We start from the raw sequence: 5,351 nt of genomic DNA, 5'->3' as shown, positions 1-5,351 counted from the left end.
TTTGAGCTGGGTAAAAATGGTCCTCATCAAACGCAAACATTTTTTTCTCGCCTGTGATCACTGGAAAACGATCTGGTCCAACAGGTGCTAGATCTACGTTCGCTAACCCACGTCCGCCTTCTTTATAGCCACCTTCACATTGATTGGCAGCTGTTGCGCCGCCCCATAAAAAATCTTTTCTAAATGCCATTTCAAAATCCCTTTCTTTAAAAGCTTACAGCAAAACCAATCAAGGTTCACCGCAAGCTTCATTCTTATCTGTTATGTTTAAGTTAAACCAGTAATCAACGTATCATTTGAGGTAACTTCACGTTCTTGTGTCTCTACAATATCTAAATAATCATCCGTATTTGTCACAATAACTGGTGTCTCTACACTGTAGCCAGCAGCTTGAATCGCTTCAATATCAAAAGTGACTAACACTTGTCCTTTTTTAACTTTATCGCCTTGTGCTACTTTCCCTTCAAATCCATTTCCTTCTAATTGAACGGTATCCATTCCAATATGAATCAGTAACTCCATGCCTTGATCAGATATCAAGCCAATTGCGTGTAGAGTTGGAAACAGGGTCATCACAGTGCCATCAAATGGTGCTCTTACTACGCCTTCTGTAGGTTCAATCAAAATACCTTTTCCTAAAGCTCCTTGCGCAAATGCTTGATCGCTTGCTTTGCTTAAGGGTAAAACACGTCCTTTAACTGGACTTAAAACTGCTTCTTTGATTGCTTTTTGTACTTTTTTGTTCTCTGTAATTTCTTCTACTACAGCATCATCTTTCCAAAAGAAGAAGGTTAATGAAAAACCAGTAACCATAGCAATTAAAATAGCTACAAAAGAATGAATCATTCCGCTTGCGTTATCGCCATTAATAAAGTTTAAAACACCGAAAATTCCTAATCCACCCATTGTATAAGAAGTAACACTGTTAATCATCAAGTACAATCCACCAACTGCTGCACCAATCATTGAAAAAATGAATGGCGTTTTTTTAGGTAAAGTAATACCATAAATGGCTGGCTCTGTTACACCAAAGATTCCCGAAATAATTGCTGGTGGACAAAGAGCTTTCATTTTTGCATCTTTTAATTTGAAGAACATTGCCATAACAACTGCTGTTTGAGCAAAACTTGCCGCAAAAGAACCTACTAGTACCTGGCTCGCCCCTTCTTGGGTAATTTGCATGATTGCAAGTGGTACAACACTCCAATGCAAACCAAAAATAACCAGTACTTGCCAGAAAAAACCTAGAATCACACCGTACAATGCTGGAGAGAAGCCCATCAAAGCTTGGAAACCTGCACTTAGTAAATCTGTTAACATACTGATGATTGGTCCAATCACTAAAAAACCAATCGGTAATGCAATTAATAATACAAAGAATGGTACCAAGAACGTTTGAACCACTTCAGGAATAATTTTCTTGAAGAGTTTTTGAATTTGAGCTGCAAATGCAACAATAAAAATAATCGGTACAACACTACTTGTGTAACCAGCACCTACCCACGGAATACCTAAAAACGTGTCATAAGCAGGTAACCCTAACAAACTATAGGGTGCTGCTGCACCTGAACCTGCGGTTGTTTCAAAGGCTGCTTGTAATGCGCTTCCTTGAACCGTTGGATAACAAAGAGCTGCTCCAATAACAATTCCCACCATTGGATTTAAATTGAATTTTCTAGCTGCGGTATACCCTAGGATCACTGGCATGAAATAGAAAATTGCATCACCAATACCATTTAACATCGTATACGTTCCAGATGTAGCTGAATATAGTTTCAAGAAAACAAGTAAAGCATTTAGTCCTTTTACCATACCAGCAGCAGCTAATGCGCCCAGAAATGGTTGAAAACAGCCACTTAAAATATCAATTAAACGATTGAATAAATTACCACCAGATGATTCTTGTTCTGCATCTGCTGAAATTCCAGCAATACTTACAACATCCTCATACACAGCTGGGACATGGTTCCCAATTACTACTTGATATTGTCCACCGCTTTTCATTACAGTAACGACACCGTCCATGTTTTTTAACACTTCGTCATTTGCTTTTGATTCGTCTTTCAATTTAAAACGTAAACGTGTAATACAATGTGTCAAGCTATTGATGTTTTCCTTTCCGCCTACATTGTTAACAATTTTCTCTGCTAAATCATGATATTTTCCCATTTTTTATTCCTCCAAAGTTTAGTTTTTTACTACATTACTTTTGAAGGTTTAGCCAACTTAATGTCACTATCCAAGGGTCTTGCCGAACCGCTACTTCTATCCACCTTTCATCCTATTACTGATCTATCAATATTTAATAATCTCGCTAACTATTGGTTTGTATTACACGTGCAATGTGAATGATCAAATACATCTTTTCTTCCTTTGAAACAGTATAAGAATAACGTTCAGTCAAAAAATCAGCAATTTTATTCACACAATTATATGCATTACGATACTTTTTTTTGATTACTTCATATAATTCTCCATCATCTTCATCACGAAATTCTTTATGATTTAATAAACGATAAGCAAAAAATTTTAAATGAGTACTAAAACGATAAAAATAAACGGAATCTTCATTGAAAGTAATTTTAAAATGATATTTAACGATATTCGTGATCTCCTGCATAATTTTTGTTAATTCGTAAACATTGCCAACTTCTTCATCCATTTCAGCATTAACAAGATGTAGCGCAATGAACCCAGCTTCATCTTCTGGTAGCTGCACATCGAATTTTTCTTTAACCATTTCAACAGCTTTACTTCCAATAAAATATTCATCTGAAAAGAAACGCTTGATGTCCCATAATAAAAAATTTTTCACTTCAATTCCTAGTCGCATTCGCTCCAAGGCTGTATGAAGATGATCTGTTAAAGAAATAAAAATCGTGTCATTTAACTTCCGACCAAGTTTTGTTTTTGCATATTTAATAATGTCATCAGATAGCTGCATCACTTCCAATGGCAACTCTCCCAGTAACTCTTGAAATTTTAATGATGTATCCTGATTTGCTAAACGAAATACTTGATCTACCTGTTCTTCTGCAATAAAGTCTCCTATTTTTCTTTTAAATGCAATACCACGTCCCATCACAATTTGTTCTTGTTCATTCACATCCAACGTAATCACAACATTATTATTCAAAATTTTTTGAATAATCATTTTTTCGCTCCTTTCATAACGCCAACTCCTTTGATTGTATAAAAAGAAAAACCCAACCTTTCTAAATAAGAAGAGACTCTTCTTATTTAGAAAAATTAGGTTTAGCTTGTATTTAAACAATCACTATCCAGATATTCACTTGTTGTGTACAAACATAGAATACCTTATAGTAATAACAATGTCAACGTTTTCATAAAAATATTTTATAAATAAAAAAAAACATTATGCACATAGCAAAATGCTTCAATAGACATGACCCGTACGGGAATCGAACCCGTGATACCGCCGTGAAAGGGCGGTGTCTTAACCGCTTGACCAACGGGCCTTTTAAAATTATGGGCCTAAATGGACTCGAACCATCGACCTCACGCTTATCAGGCGTGCGCTCTAACCAGCTGAGCTATAGGCCCTTAAAGAAAAAAAGCGGGTGACGAGAATCGAACTCGCGACAACAGCTTGGAAGGCTGTGGTTTTACCACTAAACTACACCCGCATGTTTCTTCTTTCAAATGGCGCAAGACAGAATCGAACTGCCGACACACGGAGCTTCAATCCGTTGCTCTACCAACTGAGCTACTGCGCCAAAAATTATAAAACGGTCTGGACGGGACTCGAACCCGCGACCTCCTGCGTGACAGGCAGGCATTCTAACCAGCTGAACTACCAAACCAATGTAACTGTATTGCATCACTTTATGTTACTATGCTTTTATATTTAAAAGCAATTGCGGAGGCAGGATTTGAACCTACGACCTTCGGGTTATGAGCCCGACGAGCTACCTGACTGCTCCACCCCGCGATAATTATAGTCCCTATTGACTATAGAAAGGTGTTAACATGTACTAATTCATCATCAATGCTAAAGCATTGCGATTCTTAGCAAAGGAGGATAAGGGATTCGAACCCTTGCACGGTTTTACCCGCCTGACGGTTTTCAAGACCGTTCCCTTCAGCCGGACTTGGGTAATCCTCCGAAATAAATATTAAAAAATGACCCGTACGGGAATCGAACCCGTGATACCGCCGTGAAAGGGCGGTGTCTTAACCGCTTGACCAACGGGCCGCTATGAAACGGAGAAGGAGGGATTTGAACCCTCGCGCCGGTTTCCCGACCTACACCCTTAGCAGGGGCGCCTCTTCAGCCACTTGAGTACTTCCCCAAGAAAATAATTTAAAAAATGGGCCTAAATGGACTCGAACCATCGACCTCACGCTTATCAGGCGTGCGCTCTAACCAGCTGAGCTATAGGCCCATAAAGCGGGTGACGAGAATCGAACTCGCGACAACAGCTTGGAAGGCTGTGGTTTTACCACTAAACTACACCCGCAATACTTTAAAACGGTCTGGACGGGACTCGAACCCGCGACCTCCTGCGTGACAGGCAGGCATTCTAACCAGCTGAACTACCAAACCAATGTAACTGTATTGCATCACTTTATGTTACTATGCTTTTATATTTAAAAGCAATTGCGGAGGCAGGATTTGAACCTACGACCTTCGGGTTATGAGCCCGACGAGCTACCTGACTGCTCCACCCCGCGATAATTATAGTCCCTATTGACTATAGAAAGGTGTTAACATGTACTAATTCATCATCAATGCTAAAGCATTGCGATTCTTAGCAAAGGAGGATAAGGGATTCGAACCCTTGCACGGTTTTACCCGCCTGACGGTTTTCAAGACCGTTCCCTTCAGCCGGACTTGGGTAATCCTCCGAAATAAAAAATACTACTATTCAAATCGTCACTACAATGGACCTTGTAGGACTCGAACCTACGACCGGACGGTTATGAGCCGTCTGCTCTAACCAACTGAGCTAAAGGTCCTTGGCTCTTAAAAAATCGCGGCGAAGGGGATCGAACCCCCGACCTCCCGGGTATGAACCGGACGCTCTAGCCAGCTGAGCTACACCGCGAAAATAATAAAGTACTAATGGAGCCTAGCGGGATCGAACCGCTGACCTCCTGCGTGCAAAGCAGGCGCTCTCCCATCTGAGCTAAGGCCCCACAAAAATAAAATCGGGAAGACAGGATTCGAACCTGCGACCCCTTGGTCCCAAACCAAGTGCTCTACCAAGCTGAGCTACTTCCCGTAGCTATAATGCACCCAAAGGGAGTCGAACCCCTAACCTCTTGATTCGTAGTCAAGCACTCTATCCAGTTGAGCTATGGGTGCTAAAGCAAGGATCAAAGTCAGA

Annotated in this window: 3 protein-coding genes and 19 tRNA genes; all 22 read right to left on the bottom strand. The window is 40.2% G+C overall.

The window, feature by feature from the left end; genetic code table 11:
* Positions 1–190: family 1 glycosylhydrolase (locus BCR22_RS09705; protein WP_141706561.1), on the bottom strand; the 190-nt coding region annotated here is incomplete at its 3' end.
* A 77-nt stretch (positions 191–267) separates the two neighbouring features.
* Positions 268–2,169: a beta-glucoside-specific PTS transporter subunit IIABC gene (locus BCR22_RS09700; RefSeq protein ID WP_069654720.1), complete on the bottom strand. Its 1,902-nt coding sequence runs from the start codon at positions 2,167–2,169 to the stop codon at positions 268–270.
* Positions 2,170–2,314: 145 nt separating this feature from the next.
* Positions 2,315–3,154: a BglG family transcription antiterminator LicT gene (gene licT, locus BCR22_RS09695; RefSeq protein ID WP_069654719.1), complete on the bottom strand. Its 840-nt coding sequence runs from the start codon at positions 3,152–3,154 to the stop codon at positions 2,315–2,317.
* Positions 3,155–3,407: 253 nt separating this feature from the next.
* Positions 3,408–3,479 (bottom strand) — tRNA-Glu (locus tag BCR22_RS09690).
* An 11-nt stretch (positions 3,480–3,490) separates the two neighbouring features.
* Positions 3,491–3,564: transfer RNA gene (locus BCR22_RS09685), tRNA-Ile, on the bottom strand.
* 12 nt (positions 3,565–3,576) lie between these two features.
* Positions 3,577–3,647: transfer RNA gene (locus BCR22_RS09680), tRNA-Gly, on the bottom strand.
* 17 nt (positions 3,648–3,664) lie between these two features.
* Positions 3,665–3,737: transfer RNA gene (locus BCR22_RS09675), tRNA-Phe, on the bottom strand.
* Between the two features lie 13 nt (positions 3,738–3,750).
* Positions 3,751–3,824, bottom strand: a tRNA-Asp gene (locus BCR22_RS09670).
* 54 nt (positions 3,825–3,878) lie between these two features.
* Positions 3,879–3,952: transfer RNA gene (locus tag BCR22_RS09665), tRNA-Met, on the bottom strand.
* A gap of 84 nt (positions 3,953–4,036) precedes the next feature.
* Positions 4,037–4,126: transfer RNA gene (locus tag BCR22_RS09660), tRNA-Ser, on the bottom strand.
* 18 nt (positions 4,127–4,144) lie between these two features.
* Positions 4,145–4,216, bottom strand: a tRNA-Glu gene (locus BCR22_RS09655).
* Positions 4,217–4,225: 9 nt separating this feature from the next.
* A tRNA-Ser gene (locus tag BCR22_RS09650) sits at positions 4,226–4,313 on the bottom strand.
* A 19-nt stretch (positions 4,314–4,332) separates the two neighbouring features.
* A tRNA-Ile gene (locus BCR22_RS09645) sits at positions 4,333–4,406 on the bottom strand.
* Between the two features lie 4 nt (positions 4,407–4,410).
* Positions 4,411–4,481: transfer RNA gene (locus BCR22_RS09640), tRNA-Gly, on the bottom strand.
* Between the two features lie 12 nt (positions 4,482–4,493).
* Positions 4,494–4,567 (bottom strand) — tRNA-Asp (locus BCR22_RS09635).
* 54 nt (positions 4,568–4,621) lie between these two features.
* Positions 4,622–4,695: transfer RNA gene (locus BCR22_RS09630), tRNA-Met, on the bottom strand.
* Positions 4,696–4,779: 84 nt separating this feature from the next.
* A tRNA-Ser gene (locus tag BCR22_RS09625) sits at positions 4,780–4,869 on the bottom strand.
* 37 nt (positions 4,870–4,906) lie between these two features.
* Positions 4,907–4,980: transfer RNA gene (locus tag BCR22_RS09620), tRNA-Ile, on the bottom strand.
* 15 nt (positions 4,981–4,995) lie between these two features.
* A tRNA-Met gene (locus BCR22_RS09615) sits at positions 4,996–5,069 on the bottom strand.
* Positions 5,070–5,087: 18 nt separating this feature from the next.
* Positions 5,088–5,160 (bottom strand) — tRNA-Ala (locus BCR22_RS09610).
* Positions 5,161–5,172: 12 nt separating this feature from the next.
* Positions 5,173–5,246 (bottom strand) — tRNA-Pro (locus BCR22_RS09605).
* 9 nt (positions 5,247–5,255) lie between these two features.
* A tRNA-Arg gene (locus BCR22_RS09600) sits at positions 5,256–5,329 on the bottom strand.
* Positions 5,330–5,351 lie beyond the last annotated feature (22 nt).

The sequence above is a fragment of the Enterococcus plantarum genome (assembly GCF_001730295.1).
GTDB lineage: Bacteria > Bacillota > Bacilli > Lactobacillales > Enterococcaceae > Enterococcus_L > Enterococcus_L plantarum.
This window is presented reverse-complemented; position numbering and strand designations above follow the sequence as displayed.